18 protein-coding genes and 1 pseudogene are annotated in these 15,951 nt (G+C 57.6%); 15 read left to right on the top strand and 4 right to left on the bottom strand.

Annotation, left to right across the window (positions count from 1 at the left end; all coding sequences use genetic code 11):
- The first annotated feature begins 2 nt into the window (after positions 1-2).
- From LINBF2_RS07865 to LINBF2_RS07920, 12 genes and pseudogenes are all read left to right on the top strand, one after another.
- On the top strand, positions 3-413 hold the full coding sequence (locus LINBF2_RS07865; RefSeq protein WP_281887994.1) for a type IV pilin protein: 411 nt from the start codon (positions 3-5) through the stop codon (positions 411-413).
- Between the two features lie 72 nt (positions 414-485).
- Entirely contained in the window at positions 486-1,589 is a 1,104-nt protein-coding gene (ribD, locus tag LINBF2_RS07870) for a bifunctional diaminohydroxyphosphoribosylaminopyrimidine deaminase/5-amino-6-(5-phosphoribosylamino)uracil reductase RibD (protein WP_281887996.1), read from the top strand.
- Between the two features lie 30 nt (positions 1,590-1,619).
- Complete coding sequence (locus LINBF2_RS07875; protein WP_281887998.1) at positions 1,620-2,300, top strand: riboflavin synthase; 681 nt, start codon at positions 1,620-1,622, stop codon at positions 2,298-2,300.
- Positions 2,297-3,424 carry a bifunctional 3,4-dihydroxy-2-butanone-4-phosphate synthase/GTP cyclohydrolase II gene (ribBA, locus tag LINBF2_RS07880; protein WP_281887999.1) on the top strand — a complete coding sequence of 376 codons (1,128 nt, stop codon included), beginning with the start codon at positions 2,297-2,299 and terminating at the stop codon, positions 3,422-3,424. Before LINBF2_RS07875 ends, ribBA begins: the two co-directional genes overlap by 4 nt.
- Before the next feature lie 19 nt (positions 3,425-3,443).
- A complete protein-coding gene (gene ribH / locus LINBF2_RS07885; protein ID WP_281888001.1) occupies positions 3,444-3,917 on the top strand; it encodes a 6,7-dimethyl-8-ribityllumazine synthase in 474 nt (157 codons plus the stop codon).
- Between the two features lie 74 nt (positions 3,918-3,991).
- A pseudogene (nusB, locus tag LINBF2_RS07890) lies at positions 3,992-4,450 on the top strand (transcription antitermination factor NusB); the annotation flags it as partial.
- Positions 4,451-4,452: 2 nt separating this feature from the next.
- Positions 4,453-5,637: a pyridoxal phosphate-dependent aminotransferase gene (locus tag LINBF2_RS07895; RefSeq protein ID WP_281891305.1), complete on the top strand. Its 1,185-nt coding sequence runs from the start codon at positions 4,453-4,455 to the stop codon at positions 5,635-5,637.
- Between the two features lie 3 nt (positions 5,638-5,640).
- Positions 5,641-6,039, top strand: a complete 399-nt coding sequence (gene ybgC / locus LINBF2_RS07900; protein WP_281888003.1) for a tol-pal system-associated acyl-CoA thioesterase — start codon at positions 5,641-5,643, stop codon at positions 6,037-6,039.
- A complete protein-coding gene (gene tolQ / locus LINBF2_RS07905; RefSeq protein ID WP_104801136.1) occupies positions 6,036-6,725 on the top strand; it encodes a protein TolQ in 690 nt (229 codons plus the stop codon). The genes ybgC and tolQ overlap by 4 nt, the downstream gene beginning before the upstream one ends.
- 15 nt (positions 6,726-6,740) lie before the next feature.
- Positions 6,741-7,172 (top strand): biopolymer transporter ExbD, encoded by a 432-nt coding sequence (locus LINBF2_RS07910; protein WP_104801135.1) that lies wholly within the window; start codon positions 6,741-6,743, stop codon positions 7,170-7,172.
- Positions 7,173-7,182: 10 nt separating this feature from the next.
- Positions 7,183-8,139: a cell envelope integrity protein TolA gene (tolA, locus tag LINBF2_RS07915; protein WP_281888006.1), complete on the top strand. Its 957-nt coding sequence runs from the start codon at positions 7,183-7,185 to the stop codon at positions 8,137-8,139.
- Positions 8,140-8,161: 22 nt separating this feature from the next.
- Positions 8,162-9,205 (top strand): acyltransferase family protein, encoded by a 1,044-nt coding sequence (locus LINBF2_RS07920; RefSeq protein ID WP_161499764.1) that lies wholly within the window; start codon positions 8,162-8,164, stop codon positions 9,203-9,205.
- Between the two features lie 8 nt (positions 9,206-9,213).
- Here LINBF2_RS07920 and LINBF2_RS07925 read toward each other — a convergent pair whose 3' ends face one another.
- The 3 genes from LINBF2_RS07925 to LINBF2_RS07935 are packed head-to-tail and all read right to left on the bottom strand — an operon-like array spanning position 9,214 to position 12,041.
- The gene (locus tag LINBF2_RS07925) at positions 9,214-10,416 is read right to left on the bottom strand and encodes an MFS transporter (protein WP_281888010.1); all 1,203 of its coding nucleotides are present in this window, start codon (positions 10,414-10,416) and stop codon (positions 9,214-9,216) included.
- Between the two features lie 22 nt (positions 10,417-10,438).
- Positions 10,439-11,536, bottom strand: coding sequence for a chorismate synthase (gene aroC, locus LINBF2_RS07930; protein ID WP_281888012.1), 1,098 nt, complete (start codon positions 11,534-11,536; stop codon positions 10,439-10,441).
- A 37-nt stretch (positions 11,537-11,573) separates the two neighbouring features.
- Positions 11,574-12,041, bottom strand: coding sequence for a CBS domain-containing protein (locus LINBF2_RS07935; protein ID WP_104801130.1), 468 nt, complete (start codon positions 12,039-12,041; stop codon positions 11,574-11,576).
- Between the two features lie 77 nt (positions 12,042-12,118).
- On the opposite strand from LINBF2_RS07935, the gene LINBF2_RS07940 reads away from it, so the two are divergent.
- On the top strand, positions 12,119-13,429 hold the full coding sequence (locus LINBF2_RS07940; RefSeq protein WP_281891306.1) for an O-acetylhomoserine aminocarboxypropyltransferase: 1,311 nt from the start codon (positions 12,119-12,121) through the stop codon (positions 13,427-13,429).
- Positions 13,429-14,268 (top strand): alpha/beta hydrolase, encoded by an 840-nt coding sequence (locus tag LINBF2_RS07945; RefSeq protein ID WP_281888015.1) that lies wholly within the window; start codon positions 13,429-13,431, stop codon positions 14,266-14,268. Before LINBF2_RS07940 ends, LINBF2_RS07945 begins: the two co-directional genes overlap by 1 nt.
- A 2-nt stretch (positions 14,269-14,270) precedes the next feature.
- Here LINBF2_RS07945 and LINBF2_RS07950 read toward each other — a convergent pair whose 3' ends face one another.
- Positions 14,271-15,503 (bottom strand): YihY family inner membrane protein, encoded by a 1,233-nt coding sequence (locus LINBF2_RS07950; RefSeq protein WP_104801128.1) that lies wholly within the window; start codon positions 15,501-15,503, stop codon positions 14,271-14,273.
- A 10-nt stretch (positions 15,504-15,513) separates the two neighbouring features.
- Between LINBF2_RS07950 and LINBF2_RS07955 the strand changes: the two genes are divergently transcribed.
- Complete coding sequence (locus LINBF2_RS07955) at positions 15,514-15,942, top strand: DUF2069 domain-containing protein (RefSeq protein ID WP_281888018.1); 429 nt, start codon at positions 15,514-15,516, stop codon at positions 15,940-15,942.
- Positions 15,943-15,951: the final 9 nt, after the last annotated feature.

Genomic DNA, 15,951 nt, shown 5'->3' on the forward strand with positions numbered 1-15,951 from the left:
ACATGACACACGCCCATCGCCAACATGGCTTCACCCTCATCGAGCTGCTCATCGCCCTCGCCTGCGTGGCCCTACTTGCCAGCCTTGCTTGGCCCAGCTACCAAAGTTTGATTCTGCGAAGCCAACGCGCCCAAGCGCGTGCATCACTGTTGCAAGCCGCCCATTGGCTAGAACGTGCAGCCAGCGCCAACGGCAGCTATCCGTTGGCAAACGATGTACCCACGAGCGTGCTGCAAATTGACGGGCAGCGTTACAAGATGAGCGTCACCAGCACCGCACAAAGCTACACCCTCAGCGCCATGCCACTGGGCACACAAACGGCGGATGCCTGCGGCACCTTGACGGTCAACCACCTGGGCGTGCGCAGCGTGCAAGACGCCAGTCAAACGGCGGCGCAGTGCTGGAGTCGGTAGGAATGCACCATGGCCACGCGCAAAAGAAATACCCCCATGTGAACTGCAGGTCTCGCCATTCATAATTGCGCCATGACTTTTTCAGCGCACGACACCCCCCACATGACAAGCGCCTTGGCCTTAGCGCGCGAGGCTTTGTTTTTGACCTCGCCCAACCCCCGCGTGGGCTGCGTCATCGTGGGTGCTGATGGCGCAGTGCTGGGCAGCGGCCACACGCAACGCGCAGGCGAAGCCCACGCCGAAGTGATGGCCTTACGTGATGCGCAAGCTAAAAACATCGACGTCAAAGGCGCCACGGCCTATGTGACGCTGGAGCCCTGCAGCCACCAAGGCCGCACCGGCCCCTGTTGCGATGCACTCATCGATGCAGGCTTGGCTCGCGTGGTGGTGGCCGAAGGTGACCCCAACTCACACGTGGCAGGCCAAGGCATTGCACGCTTGCGTGCAGCAGGCGTGCAGGTGGACGTGGGCTTGCTTGGCGAAGAAGCGCACGAACTCAACATCGGTTTTTTCAAACGCATGACCCACGGCACCCCCTGGGTGCGCATGAAAGTGGCAGCATCGCTCGACGGGCAAACTGCGTTAGAGAACGGCGTGAGCCAGTGGATCACCTCGGCCCCCGCGCGTGACGATGGCCATGCATGGCGTGCCCGCGCATGCGCTGTGCTCACAGGCATCGGCACCGTTTTGGAAGACGACCCGCAACTCGATGTGCGCGCCGTGCCCACCCCACGCCAGCCCACGCTGGTGGTGATGGACAGCCAGCTCGAAACGCCCCTCACGGCCAAGCTCTTCAAACCGCAACGCCCTGTTTGGATTTACTGCGCCGTCGACAACGCCGAGCGTCGCCAAGCCCTTGAGACCAAAGGCGCAAAGGTCATTTGCCTACCCAACTCATCAGGCAAAGTCGACCTAGTTGCCATGCTCAAAGACCTCGGTCAAAAGCAAATCAACGAAGTGCATGTGGAAGCGGGCAACAAACTCAATGGCTCTTTGTTGCGTGAAGGCTTGGTGGATGAGCTGCTCACCTACCTCGCACCCAAGCTCATGGGTCAAGGTCGCGGCATGACAAATTTGGGGCCTTTCACGAGTTTGGACGATTCCAAAGCCCTCGCGTTTCAAGAAGTGACACAAATCGGTCCTGATTTAAGGATATTGGCCCGCCTCGGCCGGTAAGCGGCACTTAAACCTGCGAAAATATCGTCCATGTTCACCGGAATCATCACCGGCGTGGGGCGCATCACCGCTGTCCACGACCTGGGTAGCTCTTTAAGCCACGGCAAGCGTCTCACCATTGAGGCCCCTGCCGCGTATCTCGACGACGTCACTCTGGGGGACAGCATCGCGCTCAACGGCGCTTGCATGACAGTCACCAGCTTCGACCTCGACACACACACCTTCACCATCGACATCTCTGTGGAATCACTGGCTCGCACCAGTGGTCTAACTGAGCTCGGCCGCGTCAACCTTGAAAAAGCGTTGCGCGCCCACGACCGCTTAGGCGGCCACATCGTGTCGGGCCATGTGGACGGCATTGGTCACGTGAGCCACTTTGCGCAAATCGGCGAAAGCTGGGAACTGCGCATCATGGCCCCCACCGACCTTGCCAAATACTTGGCCTACAAAGGCTCCATCACCATCAACGGCGTGAGCCTGACGGTGAACAGCGTGCAAGACTTCTTCAACGCGGACGGCCCATTGGGCTTGCGCGGCTCTGAAGTCAGCATCAACCTCATTCCTCACACCGTGAACAACACCGCTTTGGGCTCGCTCAAAACGGGCAGCACGGTGAACCTCGAAATTGACACCGTTGCCCGCTACGTTGAACGCATGTTGCGTGTCGACGCCTCGCTGGGTGACGCTGCCGCATTGAAAGCCCAGCCATGAGCGTTACCCAAGGGCTAAAGCCCGTCGCTATTTCCCCTGTTGAAGACATCGTGGCCGACATGAAAGCCGGCCGCATCGTCATCCTGGTAGACGAAGAAGACCGCGAAAACGAAGGTGACTTGGTGCTGGCGTCTGACCACGTCACACCCGAAGCCATCAACTTCATGGCCCGCTTTGGCCGTGGCTTGATTTGCCTCACGCTCACCCGCGAGCGCTGCGAATATTTGAAGCTGCCTCCCATGGCCGCACGCAATGGCACGGTCTACAGCACCGCGTTCACCGTGTCCATCGAAGCCGCTGAGGGCGTGACCACCGGCATCTCTGCCGCCGACCGTTCGCGCACCATCGAAGTGGCCGTGGCCAAAGCGACCCAGCCCTCCGACTTGGTACAACCCGGTCATGTGTTCCCACTGCAAGCAGTAGATGGCGGCGTACTCATGCGTGCTGGCCACACCGAAGCAGGTTGCGACTTGGCCGCCATGGCTGGTTGTTCACCCTCTTCCGTGATTTGCGAAATCATGAAAGACGATGGCACGATGGCACGTTTGCCTGATTTGCAAATCTTCGCAGCCGAACACGGTTTGAAAATTGGCACCATCGCTGACCTCATTGCCTACCGCAGCCGCAACGAATCACTCGTGCACAAAGTCAGCTCGCGCACCATGCACACCGCGCACGGCGAGTTCACCGCCAACGCCTACAAAGACATGACCAGCGGCGCTGTGCACATGGCCCTCGTCAAAGGCACTTGGGGCGCTGACGCCGAAGTGTTGGCACGCGTACACGAGCCACTCTCGGTGCTCGATGCGCTGGAACCCAACCGTGTCATGCACTCATGGGGTTTGGATGCAGCTTTGGCACGCATCAGCCTTGAGGGCACAGGCGTAGTGGTCTTGCTCAACTGCGGCGAAAGCGGTGAGCAACTGCTGAACCAATTTGATGGCACTGCCCGCTCAGCTCACGGCCCAGAGCGCGGCCGCATGGACCTGCGCAGCTACGGCGTGGGTGCGCAAATTTTGCGCGACTGCGGCGTGCACAAGATGCGCCTCATGGGCAACCCACGCCGCATGCCCAGCATGACCGGCTACGGACTTGAAATCACGGGCTATCTGTCCAAAGAATAAAACCACAAAGAATAAAAATATGTTTGTCTCTAACCTCGCCTCCACCACCACGCTTGACGGCAGTGCTTTGAAAATTGGCATCGTCCAAGCGCGCTTCAACGAAGATATCACCAACGCACTGGCTGCTGCTTGCATCGCCGAACTCAAAGCCATGGGCGTGGCAGATGACCGCATCACCCACGTGCATGTGCCGGGCGCGCTCGAAGTGCCCTTGGCCTTGGCTGCACTCGCGCAAATTGAAGACCCAGAACCGTTCAGCGCCCTCATCGCACTGGGCTGCATCATCCGTGGCGAGACTTACCACTTTGAGTTGGTGGCCAACGAATCTGGCGCAGGCGTGACCCGCGTCGGCATGGACTACCACGTGCCGATTGCCAACGCCATTCTCACCACCGAAGACATGCCACAGGCCATGGCGCGTCAAACCGACAAGGGCCGTGACGCCGCTCGCGTGGCCGTCGAAATGGCTTTGTTGTTGGAGAAATTGGCATGAGCGACCACACCCCCGCCCACGACGACAAAGCCCCACGCAAAACGGCCCCTAAATCGGACGGCAATGGCACCACCAAAAGCGCCGCCAAATCTGGCCGCAGCCGCTCGCGTGAATTTGCGTTGCAAGGTCTCTACCAATTTTTGGTGGGCCAAAACGAAGCGGCTGACATAGATGTGTTCACCCGCGACCTGAGTGGTTTTCATAAATCTGACTCGGTGCATTACGACGCGCTGCTGTATGGCTGCATTGAGCAACGCGAAATTTTGGACTCACTCATTGAGCCCTTGCTTGACCGCAAGCTCAACGAAATCTCCCCCATCGAACACGCCGTGATGTGGATGGGCGCGTATGAGTTTCAACACTGCATCGACGTGCCATGGCGCGTGGTGCTGAACGAATACATCGAACTCGCCAAGTCTTTCGGCGGCACCGATGGTCACAAGTACGTCAACGGCGTGCTCAACGGTTTAGCACCCAAACTGCGCGCACTCGAAGTCGAGTCTGACCGCGCCAAAGGTAAGTTGCGCGATTGATGATGAAGATCGCCCAGCGTGCGCAACGCATTGAGCCTTTCTATGTGATGGAGGTGGCCAAGGCCGCCGCCGAACGTGCCGCTTTGGTGGCGCACACCGATGCGCCCATGATTTTTCTGAACATCGGCGAGCCTGATTTCACCGCGCCGCCATTGGTGCAAGAAGCTGCTGCACGCGCTGTGCACGATGGCGTGACGCAATACACACCTGCTCTTGGCATTCCAGAATTACGCGAGCGCATCAGCGCTTGGTACAGCACACGTTTTGGTGTGAATGTGCCAGCCCGCCGCATCGTCATCACTGCCGGTGCATCGGCTGCTTTGCAACTGGCTTGCTTGGCGTTGATCGAAGCGGGCGACGACGTGCTGATGCCCGACCCGAGCTACCCCTGCAATCGTCATTTTGTGAGCGCTGCAGAAGGCCGTGCAGTATTGGTCCCCACCACCGCAGCTGAGCGTTTTCAGCTCAGCGCTGAGCAAGTGCGTGCGAATTGGACGGCACACACACGCGGCGTATTGCTGGCTTCTCCGTCTAACCCCACAGGCACCTCGATTCATCCCGATGAGTTGCGTGCCATTCACAACGAGGTGTCACAACGTGGCGGCACCACCTTGATTGATGAAATTTATTTGGGCCTGAGTCACGACGAACAGTTTGGCCAATCGGCCCTGGGCATTGACGATCAAATCATCAGCATCAACAGCTTCAGCAAATACTTCAACATGACGGGCTGGCGTTTGGGCTGGTTGGTGGTGCCTGACGCACTCGTGCCCGTGGTCGAGCGTTTGGCGCAAAACCTGTTCATCTGCGCTAGCACGGTTGCGCAACACGCTGCACTTGCCTGTTTTGAGGCGGAGAGCATTGCCGAGTACGAACGTCGTCGTGATGAATTCAAGGCTCGCCGTGACTACTTTGTGCCCGCACTCAACGCATTAGGCCTGAACGTCCCAGTCATGCCCGATGGCGCGTTTTATGCGTGGGCCGATTGCGCGGCAGCAGCCGACAAACTTGGCGTCAAAGGCAGTTGGGACTTTACGTTTGAAGTGATGAACAAAGCCAACTTAGCCATCACACCCGGGCGCGACTTTGGCCATGCCGACACCTCGCGCTTTGTGCGCTTCTCCACCGCCCGCTCGCTGCCTGAGTTGCAAGCTGCGATTGCGCGTTTACAAAAAACTCTGAGCTAAACCATGAGCACCGTTTTTGAACACCCCATTCGGGTTTATTGGGAAGACACAGATGCCGGTGGCATTGTGTTTTATGCCAACTACCTCAAGTTCTTCGAGCGTGCACGCACCGAGTGGCTGCGCGCACTTGGCATTGGCCAACACGCGCTGCGCGAGGAAACCGGTGGCATGTTTGTGGTGAGTGAAACCACCGTCAAATACCACCGCCCCGCCAAGCTGGATGACCAGCTGCGCGTCACCGCCACCTTGGCCGAAGGTGGTCGAGCCAGCCTCGTCATTGCCCAACAAGCATGGCTAGGCGAAACTTTACTTTGCGAAGGCTCCATCCGTATTGGTTGGGTCGATGCTGCTGCCATGAAGCCTGCGAGAATCCCCTCTTCTGTATTGGAACGACTGACATGACACAAGACTTTTCCATCGTCCATTTATTGCTCAACGCGAGTTGGGTTGTCCAAGTTGTGGTGCTGATGCTCATGACGGTTTCTATCGTGAGTTGGGCTGCGATCTTTCGCAAGATCGGTTCCATCAAGCGCATCAAAGAACTCAACGAGGAGTTCGAACGCGACTTTTGGTCTGGCACCAGCTTGAACGAGCTGTTCGCAGCCGCCGCCCAAAACGCCAAGACCTCTGGCCCCATGGAACGCATCTTCGCCAGCGGCATGCGCGAGTACCAAAAACTGCGCGAACGCCGCATCAACGACAGCAGCGCATTGATGGACGGTGCGCGCCGCGCGATGCGTGCGAGCTACCAACGTGAGATGGATGCAATTGAATCCAACCTCTCCATGCTGGCCTCCGTCGGCTCTGTGTCGCCTTACGTGGGCTTGTTTGGCACGGTATGGGGCATCATGCACGCCTTCACGGGTTTGGCTGGCATGCAGCAAGTGACCTTGGCCAAAGTGGCCCCGGGTATTGCCGAAGCGCTGGTGGCGACCGCCATTGGTTTGTTTGCCGCGATTCCTGCGGTGTTGGCCTACAACCGTTTCTCACGTGACATTGACCGCGTGTCGATCAAACTGGAAACCTTCATCGAAGAGTTCAGCAACATCTTGCAGCGCAACGTCAGCGCCAGCGGCACAGCTCACTAAGCAGGAACACCCAGCATGGCTTCTATTGCCCCTCGCTCAGGACGCGGCCGCCGCGCTATGAACGACATCAACATGGTGCCGTTCATCGACGTGATGTTGGTGTTGCTCATCATCTTCATGGTGACTGCGCCCCTCATCTCGCCCACCGTGATTGATTTGCCCAGTGTGGGCAAAGCTGCCACCGTGCCTGACCAAGTGATTCATGTGGAGATCAGCAAAGAAGAGCGGATCACTGTCAAGAGCACAGGTACTGTGAACAAGTCTGTCAACAGCACATTGCTTGGACTGGCCCGTGACGTGAAAGAGCTGCAAGGCGAGACATCACAAGGCCCTGTGGTGATCACTGCAGACCGCACCATCAAATACGAAACTGTGGTCAAAGCCATGGACACGCTGCAGCGCTCGGGTGTGCAACGTGTGGGCCTCGCGGTTCAATTGGTGGATTGATTTTTAAGCCATGAGCGCACAAGCAAAGCATCTGGAGTTTGCTCCTCCGCCACCTGAAGGAACCGCCCGCTCTGTGGGTGCGGCCTTGGTGGTGCACGCTTTGCTCATCGTGGCGCTGACTGCCGGCATTCAGTGGAAGCAAGACAACAGCTTGTCTGTCGAGGCGGAGTTGTGGTCTGCCGTACCCATGGCGGCTGCGCCTAAGTTGGTCGAGGTTGAAGCACCACCGCCCCCGCCTGCCCCCAAACCAGAGCCTGCGCCTAAGCCCGTGGTGAAAGCGCCCGAGCCACCTGCCCCCAACCGCGATGCAGACATTGCACTGGCCAAGAAACGCAAGATTGAAGAAGAGAAAAAGATTCAAGAAGCGTTGAAGGCGGAAGAGCGCCGCAAAGAAGAAGTGAAAAAAGAGGCAGAGAAAAAAGCCAAGGCCAAGCTCGACGAAGACAAGCGCAAACTAGAAGCGAAGAAAGAAGAAGAGCGCAAGGACAAAGAGCGTAAAGAGAAAGAGCGCGCCGAGAAGGAACGCAAAGAAAAAGAAGCCAAGAAGCAGGCCGAGCAAAAAGACAGCAAAGCTTCTGCCGAAGAAGCCAAAAAGCTCGAAGCCATTCGCAAAGAAAACATGAAACGCATTGCAGGCTTAGCAGGTGCCAGCGGTAGCGAGAACGCCACCGGCACAGCCATGAAGTCTTCAGGCCCATCGGACAGCTATGGCGGCCGCATCCGCGCGCGCGTCAAACCCAACATCACGTTTGATCCCAGCTCTGTGTCGGGCAATCCCGCTGCCGAAGTGGAAGTGCGTTGCGCCCCCGACGGCACCATCGTGAGCCGCAAACTCACCAAGTCCAGCGGTAACTCAGCATGGGACAACGCAGTACTCAAAGCCATCGACAAGACCGAAATCTTGCCACGTGACACCGATGGCCGCGTGCACTCACCACTGTTGCTGGTGTTCAAGCCCAACGACTAAACCCTTCTTGGAATAGATTCGTTTGCTAGAACGCTCCCTCACTGTCGATGTGTTGAAAGTTGTAGCCGCACAGTTGATTGTGTGGCACCACTTTTCAGCCTACGGCCCGATGGCTGACACCATGACCCTCATGTGGCCACAGCTCATGGATTGGCTCTACCGCTATGCACGCTTGGCCGTGCAAGTGTTCTTGGTGGTGGGGGGCTATTTGGCCGCGCAATCGGTGATGCACAAATCTATCCAGCATCCGCTCATCAGCATCATCAAACGCTATTTGCGGCTGGTGCCGTTTTATGTGCTTGCGCTGACTCTCATCAGCGTGGCGGTGGCGGTGTCGCGTGACAGCATCCATGCCAGTTGGCTTCCCAACGAACCTACCGTGTGGCAGTTTTTGGCACATGGTTTTTTGGTGCATGACCTCTTGGGGTTTGAGGCGCTTTCCAGCGGGGCCTGGTATGTGGCCATCGATTTCCAGCTCTACGCATTGCTGATGGTGTTGTGCCACGCTTTGCACACCGACACCAACAAGCGTCTGTCCATCACCGTGGCTTTGCTGTGCGTGGCCTCGATGTGGCAATTCAACCGTGTGGATGAGCTGGACATGTGGGCCATTTACTTTTTTGCAGCCTATGGCTTAGGCGTATTGGCGGCGTGGGCCAAGCGCTCTCCCTTTGAAGCCAGGGTGTTTGGGGTCACGGCACTGCTGACCGTGGGTGCCTTGTGGTTTGAATACCGCACGCGTTTGTCACTGGCGTTGCTCACCGCCGTGTGGCTGGTCATCAAGCCAAAAGGCATGGTGCACTGGACGCCCATGAAACGCGTGGTGCACCGTTTGTCTAACAGTGCGTATGTGCTGTTCTTGACGCACTTTGGCGTCATCGTGTTGTTCAGCGCAATGTGGAACGAAAGCCATCTTGACAGCCCCAACACGGCCTTTGCACTGACGGGGTTTGCTTGGTTGTGCTGTGTGGGCATAGGCTTATTTCTGCATGAGAAAGTCGAGGTCCCTATTCACCACTGGGCCGCTCGCAAAACCAAGCCACTTTTTGCGCGTTTGACACGCTGACGACCGATTCAGTGCTTGGCGTGTTGTCGCATGCATTGCCATGCACACACACAAGCCAGCGCCGCTGTGGCAATCGACACGGCATAGACCGACGACAGACCCAAAGCATCGCTTAAGGCTCCACCGCCTAAAGCACCCAAAACCCCTGGCACACCATAGCCAATCGAGGCATACAAGGCCTGCCCTCTGCCCCGCAAGCGTCCAGGAAAATGGTGCGACAACAAAGCAATGCATGCCGTGTGTTGCGTGGCAAAGGTGAGCGCATGCAACACCTGAGCAAACAGCAAGGCCCACAACCACTCGGCCGCCCATGTGGTGAGCACCATGCGCAGCACCATCGCAACGGCGCAAATGAACATCCACATCGACAAACTGAACTTGGGCAGCCAACGGCTTTGGGTGAAGAACCACACAATCTCCGCAGCCACTGACACGGCCCACAACACACCAATCATGGTTTTGCTGTAACCCAACTCATCGAGGTAGAGCGAGAAGAACACATAAATACCAATGTGCGACAACACATGGAAAAACACCGTGGCAAAAAACCACTGCACCTGGCGTTGACGCAACACAGGCATGACGGATGGACGCACCTCGTCGTGATGCACCGCTTCTTTGCGATTGGGCAGCCACCACACGCTGAGGTTGAGCAAGACCAAGGACCCCACCGCCCACGCAGGAAAGCTCTGCATGCCCTGCACTTCAAACCACGCCCCCGCCACAAACACCGTGACCAAAAACCCCAACGAACCCCACAAACGCACGCGACCATAGCGACGCGAATCAAAGCCTTGGTCGGTGCTGACCAAATGCGCCAAAGCGGCCTCGCTCATGGGCATCATGGCGCTGGTATGAATGAACATTAACAGCAACACCACCGCAATCCACACCACGCTGCCATCAACCAACAAGCCCGCCGAACAGATCAACGCAGCACTGGCGCAAAAGCGCAGCAGCTTGACGCGTTCGCCGGTGTGGTCGCTCAGCCAGCCCCAGCCATAGGGAGCCAACACGCGCGTGGCCGCTTGCACCGCCGTGAGCAAACCAATGATGGTGATGGAGAAGCCCAAGTCTTTGAGCCACAACGGCAAGTACGGGTTGAAAAATCCGATGTGCGCAAAGTAGCTGGCAGACAGCGCTGCAAAAGGAAAGAGCTGAAAACGAGAAAGCGCGTTACCCGAACGCGCTTCTGAGGTGGGAGATGTCAAAGCAGACCTGCGTGCAAGGCCATCAGGCAATGTGACCTGGAATGGCTGGCATCGCCACTTGTACATCACCGCATTGGGCGCGGTGCAACAAGGCATGGTCCATCACCACCAAAGCCAGCAAGGCCTCAGCAATCGGCGTGGCACGGATGCCTACGCACGGGTCGTGGCGGCCCTTGGTCACCACCTCGGTGGGTTGGCTGTTTTGGTCAATTGAATCGCGCGGGCTCAAGATCGAGCTCGTGGGCTTGATGGCAATGCTCACCTCTAGGTCTTGGCCCGTGCTGATGCCCCCCAACACGCCGCCTGAGTTGTTGGTGGCAAAGCCTTCTGGCGTGAGCGAGTCGCCATGCGTGGTGCCGCGTTGCGCCACACTGGCAAAACCAGCGCCAATCTCCACACCTTTCACAGCGTTGAGACCCATCATGGCGTAAGCAATGTTGGCATCCAAGCGGTCGTAAATGGGTTGACCCAAGCCCACAGGCATGCCCGTGGCCACCACACGAATGCGTGCGCCGCACGAGTCGCCCGCTTTGCGCAGGCTGTCCATGTAGTCTTCGAACGCTTGCACGTCGGCACAAGGGGCGTAAAACGGGTTATGGCCAACGTGGTCCCAGCTCTCGAAAGGAATAGGCAGCTCGCCAATTTGCGTCATGCAGCCATAAAACGTGGTGCCATATTTTTCTTTGAGCCACTTCTTGGCCACCGCACCTGCCGCCACGGTGGGCGCTGTCAGACGTGCCGAAGAACGGCCACCACCGCGTGGGTCGCGAATGCCGAACTTTTGAAAATAGGTGTAGTCTGCATGACCCGGGCGGAAGGTTTGCAAAATGTTGCCGTAGTCTTTGCTGCGCTGGTCGGTGTTTTGAATCAACAACGCAATCGGTGTGCCTGTGGTTTTACCCTCGTACACGCCAGACAAAATTTGCACTTGGTCGGGTTCATTGCGCTGGGTCACGTGACGGCTGGTGCCGGGGCGGCGACGGTCCAAGTCATGCTGGATGTCTGCCTCGCACAGAGACATGCCCGGAGGGCAACCATCAATCACGCAGCCAATGGCTGGGCCGTGGGATTCACCAAAGTTGGTGACGCTAAAAAGGGTTCCGAAGGTATTGCCGCTCATGGGCTGAGATTATCCCACCACCATGAAGGCTTCTTGCTTAGGGGTGTTCAGGCTCAGGCGTGCCGCTGGGCCAGTCTTTGATGTAGGCCTTGAGCATTTGATTTTCAAAGTTTTGGCTGTCCACCACAGACTTGGCCACGTCATAAAAGCTGATGACGCCTTGCAACACCCGGTTGTCCAAAATCGGGATGTAACGCGCATGGCTACCCAACATCATGCGGCGCACCTCATCAATGCTGGTGTCTGTCGAACAGGTGAGTGGGTTGGTTTCCATCGCATGGCGAACCGTCAAACCTTCTAACTTGCCACCATGGCGACTGAGGGTTTGGATGACCTCTCGAAACGAAAGCACCCCGACCAACTCGCCGCCCTCCATGACCAGCAAGGAACCCATGTCTTTTTCTGCCATGATATTCACGGCTGAGTCCAGCGGCTCCATAGGTCCGATGGTGAACAAGGTGCCGCCGCTTTGGCCTTTGACGCGCAGAATATCGCTGACTTTCATGGTTTTTCTCCCCCAGTGAGGTTTTGAATATAGCCCACAATGAGGAACGAATTTCTGACAAAGCACCCGAGGAAACCATGCCCGGCTACAACGACCCCAGTTTTGACACGCTCGCCTTGCACGCAGGTGCGGCACCCGACCCCGCCACAGGCGCACGCGCTGTGCCCATCCACCTGAGCACCTCGTTTGTGTTTGAGTCCAGCGACCATGCCGCCTCGTTGTTCAACCTCGAACGCGCAGGCCATGTGTACAGCCGCATCAGCAACCCCACCAACGCGGTCTTAGAACAGCGCGTGGCAGCTTTAGAGGGTGGCATCGGGGCCATCACCACCGCCAGCGGGCAAGCAGCGCTGCACTTGACGATTGCCACACTCATGGGCGCAGGCTCGCACATCATCGCCAGCACGGCGTTGTACGGCGGCTCACACAACCTGTTGCACTACACGCTGAGTCGCTTTGGCATTGACACCACATTCGTCAGCCCCAACGACATCGATGCGTGGCGCGCGGCTGTGCGCCCCAACACCAAATTATTTTTTGGCGAAACGGTGGGCAACCCTGGCTTGGATGTGTTGGACATTCCGACCATCTCTGCCATCGCCCACGAAGCGGGTGTGCCTCTGTTGGTGGACAGCACACTCACCACGCCTTACTTGGTCAAACCATTCGAGCTAGGCGCTGACTTGGTGTACCACTCAGCCACCAAATTTCTCAGCGGCCACGGCACCGTGATTGGCGGCATCGTGGTGGATGGCGGCAGTTTTGATTGGGAGAAAAGTGGCAAGTTCCCAGAGCTGACGCAAAGTTACGAAGGCTTTCACAACATGGTGTTCAGCGAAGAAAGCACGGTTGGTGCATTCTTGCTGCGCGCTCGCCGCGAAGGCCTGCGCGACTTTGGCGCATGCCTGAGCCCGCACAGCGCGTGGCTGATTTTGCAAGGCATCGAAACCCTCTCTTTGCGCATGGACCGCCACATGGCCAACACCGAAAAAGTGGTGCAGTTCTTAGCAAGCCATCCGCTGGTCAGCCGTGTGGGGCATCCGCTCATCGAAAGCCACCCCAGCCACGCGTTGGCTGAAAAACTGTTGCGCTTTGGCGCACGCGGCGCGGGCTCGGTGTTCAGCTTTGACATCCAAGGCTCACGCGAGCAAGGCAAGGCCTTCATCGAAGCTCTGAAAATTTTCAGCCACTTGGCCAATGTGGGCGACTGCCGCAGCTTGGTCATTCACCCCGCCAGCACCACGCACTTCCGCATGAGTGATGAAGCCTTGGCAGGCGCCGGCATTGGGCCAGGCACCATTCGTTTGTCCATCGGACTTGAAGACTCTGCTGATTTGATTGACGATTTGAAGCGCGCCCTGAAAGCCGCAGAGAAGGCAGGTGCGTGATGAAGTTAACTTTAAAAACCGCCGCAGGTCACGACTACGAAGCCTATGCCTACACAGGCGGCAAAGCATTTGATGCGACCAAGCCCACGCTGGTGTTCATCCACGGCGTGCTCAACGACCACAGCGTGTGGATTTTGCAAACGCGCTACCTCGCACACCACGGCTTCAATGTGCTCGCGGTCGACTTGCCCGGTCACGGGCGCAGTGGCGGCGACGCCCCCGCGAGTGTGGAAGAAGCCGCGCAATTCATCGAAGCGTTGCTAGATGCTGCAGGCGTTCGCCAAGCGGGCTTGGTGGGCCACAGCTGGGGCTCGTTGATTGCACTGGAAACAGCCGCGCGGTTGAAAGACCGCATCACGCACTTGGCGTTGGTGGGCACGGCCTTCCCCATGAAGGTGTCGCCCGCTTTGATTGAGGCGTCGTTGAACGAGCCCATGAAAGCGTTGCAAATGGTGAATGTGTTTTCACGCGCCACGTTGGCCGCGCCCCCCTCGGCGCTGGGGCCTGGTACATGGGTGTATGGCGCGTCCATGGCGTTGGGGCGACGCGTGTTGGCCAGCAACACGCAGGTCAACATCTTTCACCGAGGCTTTGTGGCGTGTGACAGCTATGCCAACGGCTTAGAAGCCATGGCGGCCGTGACTTGCCCTGTGCTGTTTGTGTTGGGTGAGGCCGACCAGATGACGCCCCCACGCGCCGCCAAGAGTTTGACAGACCAAGCCAAAGCCCATGGCAAAACGTTCACGGTAGCGAAGGTGCCGATGGGTCATCACCAAATGAGTGAATCGCCTGAAGAAACCTTAGATGCGTTGAAAGCGTTTTTAGGCTTGAGGTCTTAAGCTCACAGCACATCGCGCAAGCGCAGGTCTTGCCATTTCATCCACAGCCCTTCAGCCTCCGGGCTACGCACCAACAGCAAGCGCTCCATGAGTGGCGCTAAGGGTGTGCGATGCGGGTCCGCCAACATCACATAGCGTGCTTCTTTGACGTGGGTTTGGCGGGCATCGACCGACTCGCTCAAACGGGCAATCCAATCTAGGTCTACCAAGGCAGCTAAGACGTCTTCAATCTGCAAAGGGTCCAGGGCAAGGTCTTCGCACAAAGTGCTCATGCTCGCCCCGTGTTCGTCCGTGTTGCGCGCCACTTGCAAGCGTTGCAGCACTTCAAGCGCCAACTGAAAACGCCAACCCACGCTGCGTCCGTCACGAGAAATGCCACCCAACAAACTGGGTAAATTGGCCACCAACACCGCGCCGATCAACACGATGGACCATGCCAAATAGATCCAGACCAACAAAATTGGCACGGTGGCAAATGCGCCGTACACCACCGAATACGTGGGCATTTGACCAAAGTAATAGGCCAGCACTTTGCGCGCCACTTCGGTGGCCGCCGCCACCCACACGCCGCCGACCAAGGCATGGCTCCAGCGCACTTGGGTGTATGGCACAAAACGGTAAAGCGCACTCACCGCCCAAGCCAATAAGAAAAATTCCAACAGACTGAACACCCAGCGTAAATTGCCGGCCATGTCTGGAACCACGCCACGCGATGCCGCCACAAACTGCGACATCATCACCAAGCTTGCGCCCATGAGTAATGGGCCCAATGTGATGGCGGTCCAGTACAACAGCATGCTGTGCACCAGAGGACGGCGTTTACGCACCCGCCAAATGGCGTTGAGCGTGCGGTCAATCGTGAACACCAACGCCAATGCTGAGAACAACAAGGCCGCCACACCCGCAGCCCCCAAGCGGCTGGCTTTGCTAGCGAACTGGGTCAGATAACCCAACACTTGGCGCGAAATGTTGTCGGGCACCAAGCTCTCTATCAAACGCTTTTGCAGCACGGTTTGAAAATCAGCAAACATAGGAAACACGGTCAGCACCGCCAATGCCACCGTGACCATTGGCACCAAAGCAATGGTGGTGGTGAAGGTCAAGCTGCCCGCGGTCTGGCCTAAGCGGTCATCGCGAAAACGCTGACGCAAAGTGCGGGCGGTGTTGCGCCAAGGGAATCGTGCGAGGCGGTCAAAAAAGTTCTGGAGTTGCGGGACAATCATGGTCTGAATCATCCCACTTTCTATGCACAACTCCACCCTCGCCCCCCAAGAAAATTCATTGCGTCACGTGACGCTCACCCGCTTGCTCGCCGTGAGCAGCCTGATGGGCCTCATCGTGCTGGGCTTGGCTTGGGAGCTGTGGCTGGCACCTTTGCGTCCTGGCGGCACACTCTTGGCACTGAAAGTGTTGCCATTGTGTTTTCCGCTCACAGGTTTGCTCAAAAACCGCATGTACACCTACCGCTGGCTGAGCCTGTTAATTTGGCTGTACTTCACAGAGGGTGTCGTGCGTGCGTGGGGCGATGCAGCACCCAGCAACTATTTCGCGATGGTGGAAGTGCTCTTATGCATCGTACTGTTTGCAGCTTGTGCTTTTCATGTGCGCCTACGTTTGAAGCACGCCAAAGCCAACCCCCTCGCCGAACAAGTCGACGCTTCAATTAAAAATTAAAAGCCCGCC

It is taken from the genome of Limnohabitans sp. TEGF004, assembly GCF_027924965.1.
In the GTDB taxonomy this organism is placed as follows: domain Bacteria; phylum Pseudomonadota; class Gammaproteobacteria; order Burkholderiales; family Burkholderiaceae_C; genus Limnohabitans.

What these genes read in the sequence shown, in the direction of transcription:
- LINBF2_RS07940 (WP_281891306.1), top strand. Translation starts at nt 12,119, where the DNA reads ATGCCCGGCTACAACGACCCCAGTTTTGACACGCTCGCCTTGCACGCA.
- aroC (WP_281888012.1), bottom strand. Translation starts at nt 11,536, where the DNA reads ATGAGCGGCAATACCTTCGGAACCCTTTTTAGCGTCACCAACTTTGGT.
- tolA (WP_281888006.1), top strand. Translation starts at nt 7,183, where the DNA reads ATGAGCGCACAAGCAAAGCATCTGGAGTTTGCTCCTCCGCCACCTGAA.
- tolQ (WP_104801136.1), top strand. Translation starts at nt 6,036, where the DNA reads ATGACACAAGACTTTTCCATCGTCCATTTATTGCTCAACGCGAGTTGG.
- LINBF2_RS07950 (WP_104801128.1), bottom strand. Translation starts at nt 15,503, where the DNA reads ATGATTCAGACCATGATTGTCCCGCAACTCCAGAACTTTTTTGACCGC.
- LINBF2_RS07895 (WP_281891305.1), top strand. Translation starts at nt 4,453, where the DNA reads ATGAAGATCGCCCAGCGTGCGCAACGCATTGAGCCTTTCTATGTGATG.
- ybgC (WP_281888003.1), top strand. Translation starts at nt 5,641, where the DNA reads ATGAGCACCGTTTTTGAACACCCCATTCGGGTTTATTGGGAAGACACA.
- LINBF2_RS07875 (WP_281887998.1), top strand. Translation starts at nt 1,620, where the DNA reads ATGTTCACCGGAATCATCACCGGCGTGGGGCGCATCACCGCTGTCCAC.
- LINBF2_RS07910 (WP_104801135.1), top strand. Translation starts at nt 6,741, where the DNA reads ATGGCTTCTATTGCCCCTCGCTCAGGACGCGGCCGCCGCGCTATGAAC.
- LINBF2_RS07955 (WP_281888018.1), top strand. Translation starts at nt 15,514, where the DNA reads ATGCACAACTCCACCCTCGCCCCCCAAGAAAATTCATTGCGTCACGTG.
- LINBF2_RS07945 (WP_281888015.1), top strand. Translation starts at nt 13,429, where the DNA reads ATGAAGTTAACTTTAAAAACCGCCGCAGGTCACGACTACGAAGCCTAT.
- ribD (WP_281887996.1), top strand. Translation starts at nt 486, where the DNA reads ATGACTTTTTCAGCGCACGACACCCCCCACATGACAAGCGCCTTGGCC.
- LINBF2_RS07865 (WP_281887994.1), top strand. Translation starts at nt 3, where the DNA reads ATGACACACGCCCATCGCCAACATGGCTTCACCCTCATCGAGCTGCTC.
- ribH (WP_281888001.1), top strand. Translation starts at nt 3,444, where the DNA reads ATGTTTGTCTCTAACCTCGCCTCCACCACCACGCTTGACGGCAGTGCT.
- ribBA (WP_281887999.1), top strand. Translation starts at nt 2,297, where the DNA reads ATGAGCGTTACCCAAGGGCTAAAGCCCGTCGCTATTTCCCCTGTTGAA.
- LINBF2_RS07935 (WP_104801130.1), bottom strand. Translation starts at nt 12,041, where the DNA reads ATGAAAGTCAGCGATATTCTGCGCGTCAAAGGCCAAAGCGGCGGCACC.